General features: G+C 62.5%; 16 protein-coding genes and 1 tRNA gene. 6 read left to right on the top strand and 11 right to left on the bottom strand.

The features are described from left to right. Positions 1-135 precede the first annotated feature (135 nt). Both ACR9FL_RS04910 and ACR9FL_RS04905 read right to left on the bottom strand, forming a co-directional pair. Positions 136-579 (bottom strand): low affinity iron permease family protein, encoded by a 444-nt coding sequence (locus tag ACR9FL_RS04910; protein ID WP_297933750.1) that lies wholly within the window; start codon positions 577-579, stop codon positions 136-138. 50 nt (positions 580-629) lie between these two features. Continuing rightward, a complete protein-coding gene (locus tag ACR9FL_RS04905; RefSeq protein ID WP_436357475.1) occupies positions 630-2,879 on the bottom strand; it encodes a S9 family peptidase in 2,250 nt (749 codons plus the stop codon). Between the two features lie 355 nt (positions 2,880-3,234). Between ACR9FL_RS04905 and ACR9FL_RS04900 the strand changes: the two genes are divergently transcribed. Both ACR9FL_RS04900 and ACR9FL_RS04895 read left to right on the top strand, forming a co-directional pair. After that, entirely contained in the window at positions 3,235-4,050 is an 816-nt protein-coding gene (locus ACR9FL_RS04900) for a ferredoxin--NADP reductase (protein WP_436357473.1), read from the top strand. Between the two features lie 4 nt (positions 4,051-4,054). After that, a complete protein-coding gene (locus tag ACR9FL_RS04895; protein WP_436357472.1) occupies positions 4,055-4,387 on the top strand; it encodes a chorismate mutase in 333 nt (110 codons plus the stop codon). A 38-nt stretch (positions 4,388-4,425) separates the two neighbouring features. Here ACR9FL_RS04895 and ACR9FL_RS04890 read toward each other — a convergent pair whose 3' ends face one another. Together ACR9FL_RS04890 and ACR9FL_RS04885 are read right to left on the bottom strand one after the other, a co-directional pair. Next, entirely contained in the window at positions 4,426-4,779 is a 354-nt protein-coding gene (locus ACR9FL_RS04890) for an Hpt domain-containing protein (protein WP_296178280.1), read from the bottom strand. After that, entirely contained in the window at positions 4,779-6,194 is a 1,416-nt protein-coding gene (locus ACR9FL_RS04885) for an amino acid permease (RefSeq protein WP_436357470.1), read from the bottom strand. The genes ACR9FL_RS04890 and ACR9FL_RS04885 overlap by 1 nt, the downstream gene beginning before the upstream one ends. 195 nt (positions 6,195-6,389) lie before the next feature. On the opposite strand from ACR9FL_RS04885, the gene ACR9FL_RS04880 reads away from it, so the two are divergent. The 3 genes from ACR9FL_RS04880 to ACR9FL_RS04870 all read left to right on the top strand — a co-directional run bounded on the left by ACR9FL_RS04880 (position 6,390) and on the right by ACR9FL_RS04870 (position 9,076). Continuing rightward, positions 6,390-6,465, top strand: a tRNA-Lys gene (locus ACR9FL_RS04880). 218 nt (positions 6,466-6,683) lie between these two features. Continuing rightward, positions 6,684-7,703, top strand: coding sequence for a DNA-methyltransferase (locus tag ACR9FL_RS04875; RefSeq protein ID WP_436357469.1), 1,020 nt, complete (start codon positions 6,684-6,686; stop codon positions 7,701-7,703). A gap of 62 nt (positions 7,704-7,765) precedes the next feature. Further along, on the top strand, positions 7,766-9,076 hold the full coding sequence (locus tag ACR9FL_RS04870) for a PDDEXK nuclease domain-containing protein (RefSeq protein WP_436357467.1): 1,311 nt from the start codon (positions 7,766-7,768) through the stop codon (positions 9,074-9,076). Positions 9,077-9,081: 5 nt separating this feature from the next. Here the strand turns inward: ACR9FL_RS04870 and ACR9FL_RS04865 are convergent, their stop codons facing one another. The 6 genes from ACR9FL_RS04865 to ACR9FL_RS04840 form a co-directional block, all read right to left on the bottom strand. Beyond that, positions 9,082-9,285, bottom strand: a complete 204-nt coding sequence (locus tag ACR9FL_RS04865) for a hypothetical protein (RefSeq protein WP_436357466.1) — start codon at positions 9,283-9,285, stop codon at positions 9,082-9,084. A gap of 45 nt (positions 9,286-9,330) precedes the next feature. Then, complete coding sequence (locus tag ACR9FL_RS04860; protein ID WP_436357464.1) at positions 9,331-9,708, bottom strand: hypothetical protein; 378 nt, start codon at positions 9,706-9,708, stop codon at positions 9,331-9,333. Continuing rightward, positions 9,705-10,160, bottom strand: coding sequence for a DUF5681 domain-containing protein (locus tag ACR9FL_RS04855; RefSeq protein WP_436357462.1), 456 nt, complete (start codon positions 10,158-10,160; stop codon positions 9,705-9,707). The genes ACR9FL_RS04860 and ACR9FL_RS04855 overlap by 4 nt, the downstream gene beginning before the upstream one ends. 29 nt (positions 10,161-10,189) lie before the next feature. Further along, positions 10,190-10,900, bottom strand: coding sequence for a hypothetical protein (locus ACR9FL_RS04850; protein WP_436357461.1), 711 nt, complete (start codon positions 10,898-10,900; stop codon positions 10,190-10,192). Between the two features lie 453 nt (positions 10,901-11,353). After that, positions 11,354-13,417, bottom strand: coding sequence for an AAA family ATPase (locus tag ACR9FL_RS04845; RefSeq protein ID WP_436357460.1), 2,064 nt, complete (start codon positions 13,415-13,417; stop codon positions 11,354-11,356). A 197-nt stretch (positions 13,418-13,614) separates the two neighbouring features. Then, the gene (locus ACR9FL_RS04840) at positions 13,615-13,875 is read right to left on the bottom strand and encodes a helix-turn-helix transcriptional regulator (protein ID WP_436357459.1); all 261 of its coding nucleotides are present in this window, start codon (positions 13,873-13,875) and stop codon (positions 13,615-13,617) included. A gap of 332 nt (positions 13,876-14,207) precedes the next feature. Here ACR9FL_RS04840 and ACR9FL_RS04835 point away from each other — a divergent pair, with 332 nt between their 5' ends. Then, positions 14,208-14,735: a HEPN domain-containing protein gene (locus ACR9FL_RS04835; RefSeq protein WP_436357458.1), complete on the top strand. Its 528-nt coding sequence runs from the start codon at positions 14,208-14,210 to the stop codon at positions 14,733-14,735. A 3-nt stretch (positions 14,736-14,738) separates the two neighbouring features. Here ACR9FL_RS04835 and ACR9FL_RS04830 read toward each other — a convergent pair whose 3' ends face one another. Then, a complete protein-coding gene (locus ACR9FL_RS04830) occupies positions 14,739-16,022 on the bottom strand; it encodes a tyrosine-type recombinase/integrase (RefSeq protein WP_436357456.1) in 1,284 nt (427 codons plus the stop codon). Positions 16,023-16,097 lie beyond the last annotated feature (75 nt).

Genomic DNA, 16,097 nt, shown 5'->3' with positions numbered 1-16,097 from the left:
CCGACCCAATCCCGGAAAATCACGGCGATTGCGCGACTCTCGGGCCCGTTTAGCCGCCGTCCTCCATGCTTCTGTCATGATCAGCGGTCCGTCAGCGCCACAGGGGGATTTCAGACGATTCAGACGAATTAGACTCTATTTTTTCGTGCCGCCTTCGACCACGCCGTCCTCTTCAACACGAGAGGCCGGACGGCTCCTGACCGCCCGCGCCGGGCGCCCGGCGTGAATGTCGCGCCCGCGCCGTTCGACCTCCGCCAGAATGACGGCCAATTCCTTGTCGGTCAGGTGCTCGATGCCGATGAAGCCCGCGTCGGCCTTCTTCACCGCATAGATCAGCTCGTCCATCTTGGCGTGCATGGCCGCCGCGTCGCGGTTCTGGGTGTTCTGGATCAGGAAGACCATCAGGAAGGTGATGATGGTCGTGCCGGTGTTGATCACCAGCTGCCAGGTCTCGCTGAACTTGAAGACCGGCCCTGTCGCCGCCCACACCAGGACCAGCAGCAGGCACAGGATGAAGGTCCACGGCCGACCGGCGACCTTGGCTGTCGTATTGGCGAAATGGTTGAACAGCTTTTCCATTCCGGCGGAACGGCGGCGCTTGCCGCTTGTTCCGCCGGGACAGGATCAGGTCACTGGGCCGCTTCGGGCGCTCGCGTTCCAATCGTGCGGTCCAGGAAGTCGAGGTAGGTGCGCCACAGGTGAAGCTGGCGATCATTGCCGCGAACGCCGTGGCGCTGCCCCGGATAGAGCATGGTCTCGAAGGGGATGCTCTTTTCCTGCAGGGCGTTCAGCACCCGCGTGGTGTTCTCGAAGATGACGTTGTCGTCGGCCATGCCGTGCAGCAGCAGCAGACGCCCGGTCAGGTGATCCAAACGGCCCAGCACGTCGGAGGCGGCATAGCCCTCCACATTGGCCTGCGGCGTCGACATGTAACGCTCGGTATAGGCCGTGTCGTAGAGGCTCCACTCGGTCGGCGGGGCGCCGGCCAGGGCCGAGGCCAGGCCCATCTTGGGCTCGGTCAGGGCCATCAGGCTCATGAAGCCGCCATAGGACCAGCCCATCATGGCGATGCGGCTGTCGTCGACATAGGGCAGCGACCGCAGATAGTCGGCGGCGATGACCTGATCCTCGATCTCCGGCTGGCCCATCTTCAGATAGAGGGCCTGTTTGAAGGCCGCCGAACGGTCGCCCTCGCCCCGGTTGTCCAGGCGGAAGACGATGTAGCCGGCCTCGGTCAGAAGCTGGTTGGTCGCGCCCTGCCAGGCGTTCTTGACCCCGCCACCAGACGGGCCGCCATAGACCTGCATGACGACTGGATAGGTCTTCGTCGGATCAAAGCCCGGCGGCGTGGTCATCTGCCACACCAGGGTCTCGCCGTGGCTTTGCAGCGTGCCGAAGGTCGGCTTCTGCTGCCGCTCGGCATAGGGCCAGAAGGGGTGGCCGGGCTGGAGTTTGTTCTCCTCGATCCAGCGCACGCGCGTGCCGTCGATGGAATAGAGGGCCGACTGCGCGGGCGTGTTCACGTCGTTATAGTTGCCGACATAGGCCGTGCCGGTGCGGTTGACCGAGGCGCTCCACCAGCCGCCGCGCGGCGTGACCTCGGCGGGCGTCGTCGTCCGCTTCAGGCTGGCGCGGAACAGCTGTTGCTCGATCGGATACTCCTTGCCGTCGCGCATGGAGGCGGTGAAGAAGACCTCGCCCGTCTCCTGATTGACGCCCGCCAGCGACTTGACCGGATAGTCGCCGCGCGTGATCGCGCGCAGGCGCCGGCCGTCCTTGTTGTAGAGATACAGGTGCCGCCACCCGCTCTCTTCGCTGGACCAGATGAAGTTGTCGTCCTTCAGCGCGTTGAAGTCATGGGTGACGTTGACCCAGGCGTTCGAGGTCTGGCTGGCGATCACCCGGCTGGCGCCCGTGGCCGGATCGACGCTGAGCAGGTCCAGCCGCTTCTGGTCGCGCGACAGGCGCTGGACATAGGCGACCGAACCGTCCGCCGCCCAGTTAACCCGGCCCAGATAGATGTCGTTGTCGGCGCCCAGGTCGACCTTGACCCGCTGGCCGCTCTGCACGTCCTGAACATAGAGCTCGACCACGGCGTTGGGCCGTCCGGCGCGCGGATAGCGCTGCGAGATGACCGAGGCGCCGCCGCCGGTGATGTCCAGGCGCGGAATGACGTCGACCTGGGTCTCGTCGGTGCGCTGCAGGGCGATGAAACGCTCGTCAGGGCTCCACCAGTAGCCGGTGTCGCGGTCCAGTTCCTCCTGGGCGATGAACTCGGCCGTCGCCCAGGTGATCAGGTCCTTGCCGTCGGTGGTGATCGCCTGCTCGGCGCCCGTCTCCAGATTGATCACGAACAGGTTCTGATCGCGCACGAAGCTGACGAAGGCCCCTTCGGGCGAGACCTTGGCGTCGATCTCGTCCGCCGCCGTCTCGGTCAGGCGACGCACGCTGCCGTCAGCGCGATTGGCCAGGAAGACATCGCCTTCCAGCGGGGCCAGAATGTAGCGGCCCTGCTCGTCCCAGGAATACTCCACCACGCCGCGTTGGCTGATGCGCATCCGCTCGCGCCGCGCCTTCTCGGCCTCGGACAGTTCGCCGGCGTCAGGGACCAGGGCCCGGGCGTCGATCAGCTTGAACGGCTCGCCGCCCTTCACCGGCGCGGCCCACAGGTCCAGCACGTCAACGTCGTCCTCGCGCGAGCGTAGGAAGGCGACCAGTTCGCCGTCGGGCGACAGGCTGACGCCCTTGGCCACCGGCCCGGCCAGCGACGGATTGGCGAAGACCCGCTCGACCGTCAGGATCGAGGACGCGGGCGCGGTCGCCGCTGGGGGCGTCACCGGCTGAGGATTGGTCTGAGCAAAGGCCGAGGTGGCAGCCATCAGGATCGTCGAAGCAAGAAGGAATGTGCGCATGGCGGCGAAGCTAGAGGCGGATTCTTCCGCCGTCATCCCTCTTTCATCCCTCTCCCGATGGGAGAGGGCTTGAGCCTCCAAGAGCGGAGCGATTGGAACAGGCGAAAGGGTGAGGGTTCGACCTGTCAGTCGGCGTCTAGCCGTATCGCGGCGGCTTACGCCGACGGATGCCGGGAACCCTCATCCGGCTCTATCGGGCCACCTTCTCCCATCGGGAGAAGGGTAAGGGATCGCAGACGTGTCCGCCCAAAATTGAGTTCCATGCGCCGCTTCGACCCTCGCGAGACTTTCGCAACCGCCCGCGACGGCCTAGGTAGTCGCCATGTCCGACGCCTCCACCGCCGCGCCGCCCGTCAAGGCCAGCCCGTTCCACAATCTGGAAGTCCTGTGGGTCCGCCACTGGAACGACCAACTGTTCAGCTTCGGCGTCAAACGGCCCGAGGATTTCCGTTTCCGTTCGGGCGAGTTCGTCATGATCGGCCTGCCGGGCGAGGATGGCGGCAAGCCCGTCCTGCGCGCCTATTCCATCGCCAGCCCCTTCTGGGCCGAGGAACTGGAGTTCTTCTCGATCAAGGTCGAGGACGGCCCCCTGACCTCGCGTCTGCAGAAGATCCAGCCGGGCGACAACGTACTGATGGGCAAGAAGCCGACCGGCACCCTGGTGCTGGACGCCCTGACCGGCGGCGAGCGTCTGTGGCTGATCGGCACCGGCACAGGCCTGGCGCCCTGGCTATCGGTCGCGCGCGATCCCGAGACCTACTCGCGCTTCAAACAGGTCATCGTCTGCCACACGGTGCGCAATGTCGCCGACCTGGCCTACCGCGACTTCTTCAGCCACGAGATCCACGACGACCCGCTGATCGGCGACGAGGCCAAGGCCCAGCTGACCTATTATCCGACCGTGACCCGCGAGCGCTTCGAGACGCCGGGCCGCATCACCGACCGCATCAAGTCCGGCGACGTCTTCGCCGACCTGCAACTGCCCATCGGCTTCTCGCCCAACAGCGACCGCGTCATGCTGTGCGGCTCGATGGCCATGATCAAGGAGACCGGCGAACTGCTGGAATCCTACGGCCTCAAGGAAGGCTCGAACGCCGAACCCGGCGACTATGTTCTGGAGCGCGCCTTTGTCGGCTGACCTGATGACCGCCCCCCTCACCGTCGCCATCGACAACCGCAAGGCCCCGGAAGACTGCGCGACCATGCTGGACGTGCGTCAGGGTGTGGATGCGCTGGACCGCGCCCTCGTGACCCTGCTGGCCGAGCGCCAGCGCTACATGGACGCCGCCGCTCGCATCAAGCCGAACCGCGACGCCGTCTTCGACCAGGCCCGCATCGACGACGTGGTGGAAAAGGTCCTGAAGGCAGCCGAACCCGCCGGCCTGTCTGCGGACATCGCCGAGCCGGTCTGGCGCCTGCTGATCGACCGCTGCATCGCCCACGAGTTCGGAACCTGGGACAAGACGCGGGACTGAGTCCCCTTGTCCCTTTGTCCCCTTGTGGGAGTAGGGCCTCAGCCCTTCAGGCTCTTGAGCGCCAGTTCGTGGCGATAGGCCGCCACATCGGCCAGAGCCGCGTCCAGCGCCGTCTTCACCCGCTCCAGCCCGGCGGGCGCGGCGGATTGCTCGCCGAATTCCACCTCTTCGCAGACCTGGGCCAGGGCCTTGGCCCCGATGCCCGCTCCGGCGCCGCGGATGGTGTGAACGGCGTCGCGCCAGCCCTCGCTGGAGGCGTCCAGCATGGCCGACCACATGCGGGCCTGCTCGACGAACAGACCCAGCACTTCGTCCGTCACATCATCCATGCCGCCGGTCATGGCTTCGAGGACGGTGAAATCCACCGCCCCCGACAGGTCGCGCCTGGCCATCAGCCTTCAACCTCTTCGCCCTTGGCCAGCCGCGAGTTACGCGACGACCAGATCAGGTAGATGGCCAGGCCGAACAGGTTCCACAGCAGGAAATAGAGCTGGGTCGAAGCCTTCAGGCTGAAGAAGAAGACGATGCAGCCGATGATGGCCACGCCGCCGACCAGCCACCACAGCGGGGTCCTGAACTTGCGCTCGCGGTTCGGCTCGCGCACCCGCAGCACGATCAAGCTGACGCCCACGGCCATGAAGGCCATCAGGGTGCCGGCGTTGGCCAGCGAGGCCAGCTCGTCCAGGCGCATGATCCCGGCCAGGAAGGCCACGACGATGGCGGTGAAGACGGTCACGACGACCGGGACGCCGCGCTTGGAAATCTTGGCCAGGCGGTTGGGCAGCAGGCCGTCACGGGCCATGCCGAGGAAGATGCGGCTCTGGCCGAACAGGAAGGCCAGCAGAACGGTCGGCAGGGCGATGACGGCGGCGGCGGCGATCCATTGGGCCGCGACGCCCTGCCCCAGGCCGCGCATGATCAGCGATAGCGGCTCCGGGCTGTCGGCGAAGCTGGCGACCGGAGCGGCGCCGATCGCGGCGGCCGCGACGACGATATAGAGGATAGTGCAGACCACCATCGAGCCGATGATGCCGATGGCCAGGTCGCGTTCGGGCTTCTTGGTCTCTTCGGCCGCCGTGGCGATGGCGTCAAAACCGTAGAAGGCGAAGAAGATGATAGCCGCCGCCGCCATGACGCCCGTCTGGACGAAGGGGGCGCCGAAACCGTGCGGCATGAAGGGGGTGAAGTTGGCGGCGTCAAAGTGCGGCAGGGCGATGGCGACGAAGGCCACCAGGGCGGCGATCTTCACCAGCACCAGGACGGCGTTCAGCGTGGCGCTCTCCTTGGTGCCCATCAGCAGCAGGCCCGTCACCACGGCGATGATGAAGACGGCGGGCAGGTTGATCAGGCCGCCTTCGACGTGCGGGCCGACCGTCAGGGCCAGCGGCAGGTCAATGCCCAGCCCGGCCAGGAAGGGAATGGCGTAACCAGACCAGCCCACAGCCACCGCCGACACGACCAACGAATATTCCAGGATCAGGCTCCACCCCACAACCCAAGCGAAGATCTCGCCCAACGAGGCATAGGAATAGGTGTAGGCGCTGCCCGAGGCGGGCATGATGGTCGATAGCTCGGCATAGGCGAGGGCCGCACAGGCGCAGACCAGACCGGCCAGGGCGAAGCTGATCAGCACCGCCGGACCCGCAAGACCGGCGCCGACCCCGATCAGGGTCAGGATGCCGGTGCCGACGATGGCGCCCACGCCCAGAGCCATCAGGTGCGGCCAGCTGAGGGTTTTCTTCAGCGCCGGCCCCTCGTGCGGGGCCAACATCGCATCGATCGACCGCCGACGGTTCCAGAACGCCATATGTGTATTTTCCTCGTGCCGCGTCTGTCGGCGGCTGATTCCGGCCGCGACCTTAGCGCGCGGAACAAACTTTAGAAAATCCCGCAATCAGCCCTTGCGCCCGTCCCGCTTCCTGAGTAATAGGACGGCCCTTCGGGCAACCCAGCGGGTCGCCACGAAGAACCGGCGCCACACCAAGGGCGCAGACGACGGTACGGGTGATTAGCTCAGTTGGTAGAGCAGCTGACTCTTAATCAGCGGGTCGTAGGTTCGAACCCTACATCACCCACCATCGTTTTTTTTAGCAAAAACATAAGCTTACTTCAATTGGCTTGTGGCGCTGAGCGGCGCCCCGCGGGTCTATCATAGCGCCGTGCTAGCCGAAGCGGCAGCGCCACAGCGGCAACCGACGTCCGACCGTCCACACGTTTCTTTTCGATTGTCGCGCGGCTGCGTGGGCATCAGTCGATTTGCGCCCTATACCTTCCCCGGTATGATTTCGGAGATCCCATGCCTGCCCAGCTGGCCGCTCAAGTAGACGAGACTCTTGGCATCGAAAAATTCGTCGGCCAGCTCATCGCTGGTGATGCGGCCGAAGTAATGGCGAGTTGGCCAGACTCGTCCGTTGACATGGTGATTACGTCTCCGCCGTACTGGACAGCTGTCGAGTACGAGGGTCAGACTGCTCACTGGCCTACATATGACGACTATCTAGACGACATGATGAAGGTGTGGTCGCAGTGCGCGCGCGTTCTACGCCCGAATGGGAAGCTCTGCATCAACGCTCCAATCATGCCGATACCGAAGGACGTGATCGAGCAGCATACGCGTCATATCAAGAACATCGCAGCTGACAACGAGTCGAGGATCATCGCTAGCACTGACCTAGAGAGATACGGTCTGTTCGTCTGGCAGAAGCAGACATCAAAAATGATGTTCGGCAGTTATCCGTATCCGGGCAACATTCTTGAAAACAACACCATCGAGTTCATAAATGTCTATGTGAAGCCAGGGAAACCTCCGAAATTCTCGGATGATGCGAAGGCCGCAAATAAGCTATCTCGTCTGGAGTGGATGGATCTCGCACAACAAGTTTGGTTCATGTACCCAGAGGATGTGAAGCGAGAGGAAGGCCACCCTGCGCCCTTCCCCGAAAAGCTGCCGGCGCGCCTCATGAGGCTTTACAGCTACGGGGCTAGCGAGGAGTTCCCAGGCGAGATCATAGTTGATCCGTTTGTCGGGACAGGAACTACCTGCGTGGTCGCTCAAAAGATGAAACGTAGGTGGATTGGGATTGACGTGAATCCTGGATATCTGCGCTTCGCTGAACGCAGGATCGCCGATGCCCGGCGCGATGAACCCTTGCTACTTGTCGGCCGAGCGAAGTACCCTACGAGGGATGATCTCCTCAAACTTATGTTCGAGGAGGCTGGAACGGCGGGGGCTGAAGCTGTGAGCAAACATAAGCGCAAGACATACGGCCGAGGCGCGTCTGCGCCATCTGACGACGACCAGCCCAAGCTAGTCTAATGGCAAAGGCACCGCGGCCCGCGCTTCCCGCTCAGTGGAAGCGATTTGTTCGCGAGTACGGGATGAATCTCGCCTATTGGTACCAGCCCAAGGGGTTGGCGATCACCGTCGAAAGCGTGGAAGCCCGACTTCGCATTTTGAAAGAGTTCGAAGGTAAGGGCGCTTGGCGCGATCTTCAGGGCGACTACATTCGGCGCTTGCAAGAAGATTCCGTATCCGCCGCTGAAGACAAGTGGGAAGGCGGAGGAGCCCCGCTTGCCCGCATGCTCAAACAGGTCATGGCCGTCTTAGGCTTAGCCTGGGTTGATCTGGACGATCAGGTCGAGGTCACTGACGCGGGCAACCTATTTTTAGCCTCCGAAGACAAGGCGGCCGTACTCGCTCGCCAAGCGCTTCGCTACCAGTTCTCAAACCCTGCAGTTTCGTCAAAAGACCACCGAGCCATAAGGCTGCATCCGGTGCCTTTCCTGGTTCGTTTGCTGCAAGCGGTGGAAGGCACTCTGTCCGCGGGAGAGTATCGGCTTTTTGTTGCTAAAGCGCGCGCGATTTCAGAAGTCGATGAGGTCGCTGACCAGATCGACGCCTTTCGTGAACTAACGGCCGATCAGCAGGCAGAACTCATTCGTCAGTGCGATGCCTACAATATTGCCGGCACCCGCCGGGGCTCAATCTACAAGACTATCAGATTGAATCAGTCGTACGCGTATAAGATGTGGACGCTATCCGGCCTGATTGAGGTGAGCGATCATTCCTTAAAACTCAATCGAATAAGGGGCGAGGCTCGAACTTTTATTGATGATTACGCCGTGAACGGCACGCACATAGCCTTCGCAGATGAAAAAGAATTTCTGGCTTGGATGGGCGACCCCGAAGCTCTGCCCAATCAACAAACGGCGCTCGACGTTTACGTGAGCCGTAACGATCTTGAAGCAGCTGCGGCAGTAAAGAAAAGCTTAGGTGCGTCTACAGCTGAGTTACGCAGCTTCAAGAAAATGATGATCAATGAAAAAACACTTGAGGACAATATCGAGAAAAACATCGATGAGTTGGGCAAGCGCATTGGTCTCAATCTACAACTTGAGGGCCGCCAGTATCCGACGACCGTTGGCCCGATTGATTTGCTCGGTTACGACAAAAAATCAGGCCAGTATGTCGTTATAGAGCTAAAGCGTGGCCGATCGGCAGATAAAGTTTTCGGCCAATTGTCGCGTTACATGGGTTGGGTGAGAAAAAATCTCGCTGGAGGATCTGATGTAATCGGTGTCATCGTCGGCTCCAAAATCGACGATAAGCTGTACGCCGCCCGCGATGCTCACGATACCAAGGTCCATTTGGTAGAGTTCGAAAGCAGGATGAGCATCAGTGTGGTTTGACTAGTTCAACAAGCCTGCAACCATCGCTTGATGCTACGTAGGACCACGGGCATATCGCGGCCGTCGTAGCGCCCCTCGTCTACCCCCGCCTGAGCCTCCGCCTCAAAAGTCGCCCAGCCTTCTTCGCCGCCAAATTTGGCGAGGACAGGCGGTACCCGCTCCACTTCGAGCTTGGCCACTCTCGCCAGCATGGACGTGATGGCTGCCATGTGGTCAGTCCCAGCCCAACGCGGCCCGTATAGGCGGCCGCAGGGTCACGGCTCGATCTCGCCCATGCCCACCAGCATGTCGTAGGCCTCCTGCCGCACGGTCCCGTCGTTTTCGTCGCGCACCACCGCCTTTAGGCTTTGGACGACCCACGCCCGCAGTTCCTGCTCGTCCCCAAAGGCGATGGCGACAAACTCCTCAAGACTGCTGCCCATGAAGCCCAGCGCTTCGGGTAAGGTGGCTGGCAGCACCTTTACCGGCAGCCCGGATTTTTCTGCGATCTGTCTCGCGTAGGCCGTCACCCGTTCATGCTGGGCGGGCGCGTGTACGGCGACGAATTTCCCGTCGACGAAGGTGAGCAAAGCCAGGTCCTTTGGCAGGGGCTCGGCGGTGACGATGCGGTTCGGATTGATCCAACTGTTCATTTGTCGAGTTCCTTTTGCTCCAGCGCGGCCAGCCGCGCCTCCAACTCCTCGGTGGCGCGGATGGTGCTGAGCGCCTGCACCGCGTCGATCACCTGCTTGGCCACGTCCGGGGCTACCTGACCGCGCGCCACGGCTGCCAGCACCTGCTCCACCTGCCGGGCTACCGGCGCGGTGGCGTCGAATTCGAAGGAGACCTTTTCCATCTGGCCACGCAGGACGGGTGCGATACGGGAAAGGACCAGCGAAGCCGCTTGCATGTCGCCCTCAAGGGCCGCGTCAACGACCACACGGGCCACAGCCGGGGCGTCGTCCATAAGGGCCTGCGAGACCCTGGTACGCTTGTCCACGATGCCCGGCGGTCTGCCTTTCGGGTTAGGGCTGGGACCGCCCCTTTCCCACACACGAGCCGGTTTCTGCGCCTCAGGCCCTTTCTGGTCGTGCTGGTCGGTCATGCTGGCATCCTGATCTCAACAGCGCCCAATCAAGCGTCGCGGAACACGAACGCCTTTTCGGCGGCCGTCTTCGCCTCGCGAAGCGCCTTCGCTTTGTCGGGCGGGGCGCCGACGGCCTTCTCCAACTCCGCGTGCACCAACCCGCCCCGGTTGGTGATGAGATCGCGTGCGCCCTTCATTGCCCTGACGCGCTTGGCGACCTCGGGGCTATTGCGCTCATGCCACTGGCGCAGCAGCGCCCCCTGCATCCCGGCGTCTAGGCCGGAAAGGTAGGAAGGAGCCCCCAGGACGGACGAGACGGTCACCGCGTCCCCTGCCGCCAATGCGCTCTGGATGAAGCCCAGCCGCTTGTTGTTTGGCAGCGCCTTCACGTGCGCGCGGATTTCTACGGCAACGCCTTGGGCCGCCACGGACGTGACCGGGGCGCTCAACTGCGCCTCCAGCGCGGCGATGCCCTTGCCGAGGCTTGCCATCGCCCCGTCCATCTGGCGCGCGATCCGGCTGAAAACCTTGTCAGCGAAATCCTGGGTCTGGATGATCTGCTGGGCTTCGGTCCACGTCGGGTTCGTGCGCGCCTTCTCGCGGGCGGAGTGGACCTGCCCGATCCCGATATAGGCCTCGCTGAAAGCCGTCTCCGCGAGACTGACATAGGGCGCAGTCTGCTCGTCGTACCCGTCGACCTCCTTCACGTTGTCAGGATGAAGAGACGGAGTAACTCGGGTATCAATGCCTTCTGACATCTTAGAAAACCCTCTTCTTGGCTTGCTACTTGCTGTTACGGTACGCGATCACGCTGAAGTTCAGCAAGCAAAAGCGGGACAAAGTTATTATCGAACAGGGGGATACATCTGTTCCGCTTCCAGCAAGAGCGCCATACTCGACATTTGCGGGTCGGTGGGCTGGCGGTGAGGGTCGGACGGTCGATAGGCCGACGGGCACGCGGGACAGGCGGGCTACTGCAAGCCGCTAAAGAGATGGCGCTGGGCGGTGCACGCCCATATCAGCGGTGCGAGTAAACCCCGTCCTAGCCGCCGCGCTCTGGCTCCAGGAGCGGAAGACATGGCGCTGTCGCGGCACGAAACCCCGTAGGGCGGTGTATGGTGGGGGCGGTGGGCATGGTGGGGCAAAGCGTTGAGCAATCTCACTCTACGGAGTTTCACCACCATGCCCCCACTTGAGGGGCTACCCCCACATTACGTAGTTTTGTGCAGACTGCGCCTCGGACGACAAAACCAGATTCCGCCCTCGTTCGTTTTTTCTAGGTAGTCGCCGCTGTGTTCGGACCACCAGCGATCCGTGGTCGCTTTTTCCGCGATCGCGAGGGCCTTGATGGTCTCGACTGGAATCCATTGGCCGGGCGGCTGGGTCACGAAGTATGCCTGCACCCACATCCCAAACGTCGCCTCAAACTTGCTGACCGGCCCCCTGCTGCCCCCGACCATACTTTGAGGCGTCAGGCCGCTGTCGAGCTCTTCCCAGTTTGGCCGGGTGGCGGTGATGGTCCTATTATTGCGGGGGTCGACACCAAGCTCGACCTTCTCTGTCCGAAACTTCCAAGACCCACCAGGGTGCTCGGGCAAGTTGACCTTCACCTGCACGAGGGCCTTAGCGTGAGGATCAGGCTCGGTGTCCTTCGGCGCGGGGCGCTCAATAACCGCGCATAGGCTACGGCAGGTCTGCGCGAACGCCGCAGATCCCAGCACCCTATGAAGCATCGAACGGGCCGTATCCTTCGCAAAGTGCGTGACGCAAACGATCGCAAGATTGTGTTTCTGGGCAAGTGCCAACCAGGGCTCCAGGATGGAGCGCAATTGCCCGGCGTCGTTAAGGTCCACCTTTCGGAGTTTCTGGCCAGGCAGATAGCTCGTGACCGGGTCGATCACCAGCATCGCGAAAGGTCGCCCATCCGCCTCGGCGAAGGCCAGCCACTCGCTAACAGCCTCCAGATCATCCTGCATCGAAAAGGAACTGCGCTTGCCCTGTTGGGTTACGCCCTGGATCTCAACAACGTTTTCCAGATTAGCGCCGCAGGCGGTCAGACGGGGAACCGTCATCTCTTCGATGCTGTCTTCACTTCCCAGCCACAGCACGCGGCCGGGCTGGCGAGAAGCCGCCGCAACTTCACCAGGCCAAGGCGCGCCTGTCGTAACCCTTGCGGTAATGTCCGCGAGGACGGTCGATTTCCCTGCGCCCGTCTCGCCTGCGAAGATGGTGATATACCCCTTCGGCACCCAGCCGACCCAAAGCCAGTCGATGGAGCGCATTTGAACGCCGTCCAGCGACCTGCCCACCAATTTTCGTGGCGCAGGAGCGGATGGGACGGCCTTGGGGGCAGATTGAGCGGCGTTGCTGGCGGGGTTGATCCAGCCCTGACGCTGCGCCTCCGCGAAGACAACCTGATAGCCGGTATCGCGGGGCGCAAAACCGTCCCACTTTCTCGCCGCATCCTTGGCATCATATTTTTCGGAGGTCTGGGACCAATCAAGCCACAGACCGCGCCCTGTCTGGCCCAGCTCTTTCAGGGCCATACCCATCCTGACCCAGAGATCTCGGTCGTCAGCGCGCATGTGCGCGAGGGCGGCCCGGAGTTCCGTTACCGTTTTGGCGTCGACGGGCACCTTTTCCAGGCCGCTCACACCCGGCGACGCTGAACGACCCTTTCCGTGCCGCAGGGCCAGAACTTGTTCGACGTGATCCGCCAGGCAGGCCGGGCGACAGGGGCTATCATTCAGCGCCGCAAGAGCTGTGAAGGTGAAGAATCGCCCGCCCGAATACGCTTCAATGCCACTGTGGTTTGACCCGAGGGGATCAAAGTGGCGGCCATACCCAATGATGTGCACGCCTGTCCTGCTGGGGCTGGCCTCGATATAGGCCATGCCGGCCCGCTCACCGCGCACCCATGCATTCGCGAGGTCAGAAAGGCCCTGGGTCTCAATGTCATCGAGGTCGATGCCCTGCCAGTGCCCTCCATGGCCATCCGGTCCAAGGGCGATGGCGAGCCCCTCATATGCGCCTCGCGCCTTCTCAAAGGCCGCCTTCGCTTCCTCATAGGCAACAAGCTGGGCGCGGTCTTGCGGGGCATCGAGCGGTCCCTGCCGAGGCGTCCCGGTGACATAGAACGGAACCTTGTCAGGTTTCGGCTTGCCGGGCCTCGGAACTGCCTTCCAGAGCAGCCAGATAGGAGCGGCCTTCATCATGGCGAGTAGATTCGCAGGTTGCGGACCTTCAGCGGTCTGCTCCATAATTTGCGTGGTCATTGGTTTTCAATCTCAATGGGTTGGCTAATGGCTCCCTGCGTGGATCGAGTGGAATTCAGCGGCTGGGCGCATCACCGCCCGGCCGCGCTTCTTAAATGGGGCTAGCGACGGGCTAGAAGACCCGTCACAGGCGGCCGCGAACCGACTGGACGCATTCCACTTCCCCATGATCGACACAGGTATTCAGGGTTTGCGGGTCAGGCCGCGACGGTGTCGCTGGTGCTGCGGCGGGCGCCTGAGGCGAGCCACGCCAGCACATCGCGTTCGGCGTACCAGACGCGCCGGGTGCCTGGCGGGCTGAAATGGCGCGGGCCATCACCCCTGAACCGATACTGGTCGATGGTATTGGGATGGACGCCGAGGATTTCGGCGACCTCTTTCGTGTCGAGGGGACGCCCCTTGGGGGTATAGCCGAACAGCTCCGAAAGCTGTTCAAGGGTCATGTTGGTGACGCTCACCGTATTCTCCTGAGTGCGAGCGTTAGCCGCGGAGAACCCAAGCGGTGGCGGGGCTTTCATCCCCCCACGAGGCGGAGGGCTTGGTTGGCGCTAGCTTAGCATAGATTGCCCATGGGCAAAGGCCTCTAATGGACATGGATAGAAATGCGGCACAGGGCCTCTACGGGGCACGTACAGCCGCTTTCACACCCGCGCCGCATACCCCCTGGCCACAACAGCGATCCCCTGCTGCTAAGGCAACTGCACCGCCTGCGGCCCCACTATAGCCACCGCTCGAAACCGCCAACTTAGGGAGCGATTGAAGCTTCACCGTTTCGCGGTACATTGTCTTCATGACTGCACTCACCGATGTTGATGAATTGCTCCGCGCCCACGCTCTAGTAACTGGTGGGACGCGCGGTGCTCCACGAATACAGAATGGAGCGAGGGTTGGAAGCTCCCTGCTAAGGGCATCAACCACCCTGATTTCGGCAGCTCTTCAAGCCGAGATCGAAGACACGTTCAAGGCCGCCCTGCCGCTTACATTCGACCATTTCAACCAGGATGAACTCGAACGTTATTGGTCCGACTGCAAGGGCTGGGGCAACCCCAATCCGCACAACGTCCGTCGACTATTCTTCCGGTTGGGGTTTGCCGACGCGCTTGATGGCCTCAGCTGGAAGAAATGTAGTAACGCAACCGTAATCACTAAGCTCGACACAATTAACCAAGTGCGTAATCGGATTGCCCACGGGCAACCGCTGACGGTGAATAATCAGGAGTTCCGGTTAACGAGTCCGGTCGTGCACTCCTGGCGGGCATTCGCAGGGCAGTTTGTCAGCCGTTTCCGACCGCTCATTCTGGATCAATATGAGGATTAAGCTTCAAGCGCGGATCGGAACCACGTTGACTCCCGCCGCCTTGGCGGTAGCAACGTTAGCCTGCGCCTCGATCCAGTCCCCGATTTTCTGCACCTCGGGCTGGAGCCATTCGAGTCGGGCCAAGTCGAGATAGTTGCGGGCCGTGACGTCCTCCTGCGCGGGCTTATGGCCGGTGAGGAGGTCCGTCCTGAACTTCTCGATCAGGCACTCGCGCATGGCGATGTTGGTGAAGGTGCGGCGGAGGTCATGTAGGCTCAGATGTTTCCCAGCCACCGCGCTGACCAGTTCCATCGGCGCACGCGCCTCGGTCACATGGCCCGTCTTACTCCAGGAAGGGAAGACGTAAGGGTTGTCGTTCAGCCGTGGTCGTCCCTTCAGCACCGCGACGGCCTGCGACGACAGCGGAAGCCACAGGGGCTCGCCCCGCTTGCGCTCGTCCAGATGCCACCAGCAGTTTGAGGGGTCTTCATCGTCGATATTGACGCGATCCCACGTGAGGGTCGCTCCTTCGTCCCGACGCGCCCCCGTCAGCAGCAGGAACAGGGTCAAGTCAATGCTGGCCAAGGCGTGGTGGTCTTTGGCGTCAGCCCGAGCACCATTCAAGGCGTTCCAGACCTCCCCGATCCTCCGCCGGTCGATGTAGCGGTCGGTGCGCGATCCGAGGGGTGCCCAATGATCCTTGAGCACCTCGACCGGGTTCCGCTGGATCAGCGGCGTCCCGTCGCCGCGCCGGTACTGGCGACCTGCGAAGTTGAGCAGAATGCGCAACGTGACCATCGCGGCGTTGGCGCTGGCCGGAGCCCCCTTTTTCCCATCCAGCCCACCCTCCACAAGCGCCCGGTGACGCTTGCGCACGTCGTCCTCAGTGATCTGGACGATGGGCTTGTCCTTCCAGGCCGCAAACACCTTGTCCACGTGCCGCTTGTACTCGGTCCTCGTGCTCGCCTTTAGCCTGCCCGGTCGGGAGACATAGGCCTCGCATACCTCCCCGAGCGTCACGCGTATCGCCTCGTCGGCCTTTTTGGCGTCCCGAGGGTCGATGCCTTCTCGCATCCCCTGCAGGATGCTCTGGGCCCGTTTCCGGGCTTTGTCCTCGGGGTAGAGCCCGTATCGGCCGATCGTCACGATGACTGATTTACCGCGCACGCGCCCCTGGGCGATGAAGCTCCGCACGCCCCCGGCAGTGACCCGCAAGCCATAGCCCGAAAGTTTGTCGTCCCAGTGAATTGCGTAGCCCGCTTCGGGTGGCCGGACTTGATCAACGAACGTCTTGGTCAGCTTCACCATTACAGTTCCTCCAGGCCTAGAACATAACGTCATACAAGCAACCTGGGCCCAGCATGGACAAGGAACGTCAAATTT

The organism is Brevundimonas sp. CEF1 (genome assembly GCF_051353055.1).
Lineage (GTDB): Bacteria > Pseudomonadota > Alphaproteobacteria > Caulobacterales > Caulobacteraceae > Brevundimonas.
Note: the sequence above shows the minus strand (reverse complement) of the source record. Positions and strands in the feature narration are given on the sequence as shown.

What these genes read in the sequence shown, in the direction of transcription:
- ACR9FL_RS04910 (WP_297933750.1), bottom strand. Translation starts at nt 579, where the DNA reads ATGGAAAAGCTGTTCAACCATTTCGCCAATACGACAGCCAAGGTCGCC.
- ACR9FL_RS04905 (WP_436357475.1), bottom strand. Translation starts at nt 2,879, where the DNA reads ATGGCTGCCACCTCGGCCTTTGCTCAGACCAATCCTCAGCCGGTGACG.
- ACR9FL_RS04900 (WP_436357473.1), top strand. Translation starts at nt 3,235, where the DNA reads ATGTCCGACGCCTCCACCGCCGCGCCGCCCGTCAAGGCCAGCCCGTTC.
- ACR9FL_RS04895 (WP_436357472.1), top strand. Translation starts at nt 4,055, where the DNA reads ATGACCGCCCCCCTCACCGTCGCCATCGACAACCGCAAGGCCCCGGAA.
- ACR9FL_RS04890 (WP_296178280.1), bottom strand. Translation starts at nt 4,779, where the DNA reads ATGGCCAGGCGCGACCTGTCGGGGGCGGTGGATTTCACCGTCCTCGAA.
- ACR9FL_RS04885 (WP_436357470.1), bottom strand. Translation starts at nt 6,194, where the DNA reads ATGGCGTTCTGGAACCGTCGGCGGTCGATCGATGCGATGTTGGCCCCG.
- ACR9FL_RS04875 (WP_436357469.1), top strand. Translation starts at nt 6,684, where the DNA reads ATGCCTGCCCAGCTGGCCGCTCAAGTAGACGAGACTCTTGGCATCGAA.
- ACR9FL_RS04870 (WP_436357467.1), top strand. Translation starts at nt 7,766, where the DNA reads ATGAATCTCGCCTATTGGTACCAGCCCAAGGGGTTGGCGATCACCGTC.
- ACR9FL_RS04865 (WP_436357466.1), bottom strand. Translation starts at nt 9,285, where the DNA reads ATGGCAGCCATCACGTCCATGCTGGCGAGAGTGGCCAAGCTCGAAGTG.
- ACR9FL_RS04860 (WP_436357464.1), bottom strand. Translation starts at nt 9,708, where the DNA reads ATGAACAGTTGGATCAATCCGAACCGCATCGTCACCGCCGAGCCCCTG.
- ACR9FL_RS04855 (WP_436357462.1), bottom strand. Translation starts at nt 10,160, where the DNA reads ATGACCGACCAGCACGACCAGAAAGGGCCTGAGGCGCAGAAACCGGCT.
- ACR9FL_RS04850 (WP_436357461.1), bottom strand. Translation starts at nt 10,900, where the DNA reads ATGTCAGAAGGCATTGATACCCGAGTTACTCCGTCTCTTCATCCTGAC.
- ACR9FL_RS04845 (WP_436357460.1), bottom strand. Translation starts at nt 13,417, where the DNA reads ATGACCACGCAAATTATGGAGCAGACCGCTGAAGGTCCGCAACCTGCG.
- ACR9FL_RS04835 (WP_436357458.1), top strand. Translation starts at nt 14,208, where the DNA reads ATGACTGCACTCACCGATGTTGATGAATTGCTCCGCGCCCACGCTCTA.
- ACR9FL_RS04830 (WP_436357456.1), bottom strand. Translation starts at nt 16,022, where the DNA reads ATGGTGAAGCTGACCAAGACGTTCGTTGATCAAGTCCGGCCACCCGAA.